Raw genomic sequence first — 3375 nt, forward strand, 5'->3', positions numbered from 1 at the left:
AGACCCTTCCACGGCTCGCTGGCGGGTTAGCACCCTCGGCCTACGGCGCTAGCCTTTCGATCGACCAACTATCATCATGCAAACGCGTATATTGGAAACGATCATGAAGTCGATTTTCACGTCCTTGCCAAAATTCGATTCGAGCCGGCACTATGCGATAGCCGCCCCATGACGAAGGTAAAGGAATCGAACCGGATTTGAATTTCTCTGCCGCTTCACGATACTTTTGTTCTAGAAAAGAACGAGACTCGATCACTTCGCTCTGATCACTACACCAAGCACCAATCTGACTGCCACGCGGCCTGGTTGCAAAATATTTCAAGGAAGCGGCACTGGATATCTTTTCACAACGTCCTTCCACCTTCACCTGACGGTTCAGTGGTAACCAGGGGAACAACATCGCTACTTGAGGGTAGGCTTTAATCTGCTGAGACTTTCGGCTGTTGTAGTTAGTGAAGAAAACAAAGCCGTTTTCATCAAATAACTTCAGTAATACCGTTCGAATGGAGGGGCCTACTTCAAGATCTGTTGTCGCCAGACTGAAGGCATTTGCATCTTGTATGTCTGCATCATTTGCCTGTTGAAACCAGTGTTCAAACTGCTTGAACGGGTCATCAAGTAATTCATCACGGTCCAGGCCCTGGCTCATATATTCGCGACGATAGTCACCGATATCCATACTCTCTTCCTAGCTTGTTGAATCAGATTTAGCTCCAATATTGAGGCTAATATCTTGATAATACAAGCTAAGTAAAAGCGAGAGAAGAGAAATCTTGTGTCTATGCCAAATTCGCGAAAAAGCGCTTTTGGATCCAAGCATCAAGTGACGCTTTACCAGGCCCATACATCACCAAAACCAAGAGCATCGCGCCCCAGAAATAGTGGTCATTAACACCACCTGGGCTAATATCCGGGTAAGAGATAACGGCAACGATATTTAAGACAAATAGGCGGCGACATCAAAGGGAATCAAAGGCACATCGTATTCATATTCAAACAGCATCAATGTGCTATCCATACTCTTTACCTTCGATAAGCCAGCTAGAAAAAATACTTTCGCCAAGTACAAACGAAAGACAATAATCATAATAATCTGGCTTTTATCCACCCAGCGAGTGGCATTTAAATACAGCGACGCAACAGTAGAGACTTGACTCATATTTAATCCTAATGTGGTAATTTGGAACGATTTATTCGGCTAATGTGAAGCCGACAAACCAAACTCGTTGAACAGCCAAAGCAAGTGTTTGGTTAATTTCTTCTAGTGGATACTTGGACTGCAGTTCTTGCAGAATAGTTCCCAAGTTTTTCTTTTTATTTATCGAAGAGAGTAGTTCGAATTCCAAGTCGGATAGCTGATCGACACGTAGCTGGTAATGCGCCGCTCGCCATACCAACAAGTGCCGCGAACCGGAATCTAAATTCAAGGGTTGATCTTCATTCCCTTCTGCTTTGTCTCGATCTTCCAGGCACTTATCACGGATCTCTTTAATCGGATAGTTGCAGGAAAGTAAGTGGGCACTGGCTGGAAGCAAAAAAGTTATCTTGTCATATCGATCTTCATCAATTTCAGATAAGCGAATAGCGTCAAGGGGCTGCTCATCTTTGGCGTGAAAAGCCAAATGCCAATACCACTCAAGCTGTGCCAAATCTTTAGCGTAAGGGAGCGATTTAAGTGCCTCAAAGTCTCCAACATATTCTGGAAACTCGGCACCATAGTGGTCCAGACTCGCTGACGCGGAAGGGTGTGCTTTAACATAACGCAGTGCTAATGCCTGAAAAAACTGCTCACCAACACATTGCAAAAAGGCAGGATAAATATCTGCTAATGCAGAACATAAGTTGCCGTAAACACTGCCGCGATAAATCGCTAAACACTGCTCAGGATCAAGCTTCTCACCCGCTTGAATAAATGCCCCTGGCTTGATATCCGTCTCTAGATTATAGATGCCTGAAATAAAGGCTTGATGAATGTTCGCAAGCTTCATTACCTGGATACCTGCTCTGCAGAAGCAAGACTGGAATACTTTGAGCACTGAGCCATCATGCGGGCTGCGTTGCTCTGCTCTTCCTGCAGAACGGAAAAATCCGGAATATCAGTATCCCATTCAATCAAAGTAGGAATAGGGCCAAATCGCTCCAACGCTGTTTGGTAAAGTTGCCAAACCGGTCCGTGCACTCTTGCGCCATGCGTATCGAGCAAGTGCGTGCCCTGATCTTCGAAGCCCGCCAAGTGCATTTCTTTTATGCGTTTTACAGGCAAAGCCCGAATGTATTCTTGCGGATCAAATTTGTGGTTCATTGCGCTGACATAGATATTATTCACATCACATAAAATATCGCAGTCAGCCTGCTCGGCGACCTCGGACAAAAACTGCACTTCTGCCATCGCATCAACTGTAAAACTTAAATAGCTCGAAACATTTTCGACCAATATACGACGTCCCAGATAATTCTGAACTTGGTCAATTCGTGAGACGATATGCTTAATTGCCTCCATGGTATAAGGCATGGGAAATAGTTCATTACCATGTACGCCATCAAAAGAAGCCCAACACAAGTGATCAGACACCAGCGTTGGTTGAAAGCGTTCTATAAGTGACTTTAAGCGTTTGAGGTAGGATTGATCTAAGGGATCAGTTGAGCCTAAAGACATGCCGACACCATGAAAGGTAACCGGGTATAAATCCCGAACCTGCTCCAGGTAATCAAGAGGCTGACCACCGTCGCTCATATAATTGTCGCTTAGTGCTTCAAACCAGGGGATATCAGGGCGTGAATTCAGAATCGTTTGATAGTGTGCAGAACGTAAACCTATACCTGCACCCTGAAGCGCTTGTGGCTCAGGAGAAGCAGGATGATCGGTTGGCATTCCCTGCGATAAGATGTTATTCATCAGTTAATGCCACCGATAGAAGTGCTAAGTAACTTACTTCACTTTACCATTTACAATTTTTGAACAAGTGCCTTCTGGAACATATACCCATTCCTCAGGGTCACCGTCTTTAGCAGCTTGGCCAGCACAACTATGCTTTGAGGTACCACAGTCATTCATACCGGCTTTAGCAATACCCTGACATTTTTCAAAACCAGGCTTGCCTGCTAGTGCGTCAGTTGACGCAGCCATAACACCCATTGCGACCATGCTTGCGATTGCTGATTTGCTTAAGATTTTTGCGTTATTCATTGTTTTAACCCTGTGTAATTTATCTAAAAAGTAACGGTTAACTAAAGTAGTTGCTCATTATTAATTCCCGAATTTTGTGATCGGGATATTGTTAAAGACCCAGGCCAATCTAAAAAGTTCAGAAATTAGCAAATTTATTTTAGTTGAAGTGGAATTTTGTTCTAGTTATTAGACATTAAATGGAGGTA

Annotated in this window: 5 protein-coding genes; all 5 read right to left on the minus strand. The window is 44.1% G+C overall.

Annotation, left to right across the window (positions count from 1 at the left end; translation table 11 throughout):
• Positions 1–40: 40 nt before the first annotated feature.
• The 5 genes from pdxH to A3766_RS16175 all read right to left on the minus strand — a co-directional run bounded on the left by pdxH (position 41) and on the right by A3766_RS16175 (position 3187).
• Positions 41–679 (minus strand): pyridoxamine 5'-phosphate oxidase, encoded by a 639-nt coding sequence (pdxH, locus tag A3766_RS16155; protein WP_068515941.1) that lies wholly within the window; start codon positions 677–679, stop codon positions 41–43.
• A gap of 258 nt (positions 680–937) precedes the next feature.
• Positions 938–1159, minus strand: a complete 222-nt coding sequence (locus tag A3766_RS31240; protein ID WP_068552664.1) for a hypothetical protein — start codon at positions 1157–1159, stop codon at positions 938–940.
• Between the two features lie 31 nt (positions 1160–1190).
• Positions 1191–1988 (minus strand): DUF2063 domain-containing protein, encoded by a 798-nt coding sequence (locus A3766_RS16165; RefSeq protein ID WP_068552662.1) that lies wholly within the window; start codon positions 1986–1988, stop codon positions 1191–1193.
• Positions 1988–2896: a DUF692 domain-containing protein gene (locus tag A3766_RS16170; protein ID WP_231882908.1), complete on the minus strand. Its 909-nt coding sequence runs from the start codon at positions 2894–2896 to the stop codon at positions 1988–1990. Before A3766_RS16170 ends, A3766_RS16165 begins: the two co-directional genes overlap by 1 nt.
• 33 nt (positions 2897–2929) lie before the next feature.
• A complete protein-coding gene (locus A3766_RS16175) occupies positions 2930–3187 on the minus strand; it encodes a DUF2282 domain-containing protein (protein WP_068515949.1) in 258 nt (85 codons plus the stop codon).
• Positions 3188–3375: the final 188 nt, after the last annotated feature.

Source organism: Oleiphilus sp. HI0132 (genome assembly GCF_001635845.1).

What these genes read in the sequence shown, in the direction of transcription:
- A3766_RS16175 (WP_068515949.1), bottom strand. Translation starts at nt 3,187, where the DNA reads ATGAATAACGCAAAAATCTTAAGCAAATCAGCAATCGCAAGCATGGTC.
- pdxH (WP_068515941.1), bottom strand. Translation starts at nt 679, where the DNA reads ATGGATATCGGTGACTATCGTCGCGAATATATGAGCCAGGGCCTGGAC.
- A3766_RS31240 (WP_068552664.1), bottom strand. Translation starts at nt 1,159, where the DNA reads ATGAGTCAAGTCTCTACTGTTGCGTCGCTGTATTTAAATGCCACTCGC.
- A3766_RS16170 (WP_231882908.1), bottom strand. Translation starts at nt 2,896, where the DNA reads ATGAATAACATCTTATCGCAGGGAATGCCAACCGATCATCCTGCTTCT.
- A3766_RS16165 (WP_068552662.1), bottom strand. Translation starts at nt 1,988, where the DNA reads ATGAAGCTTGCGAACATTCATCAAGCCTTTATTTCAGGCATCTATAAT.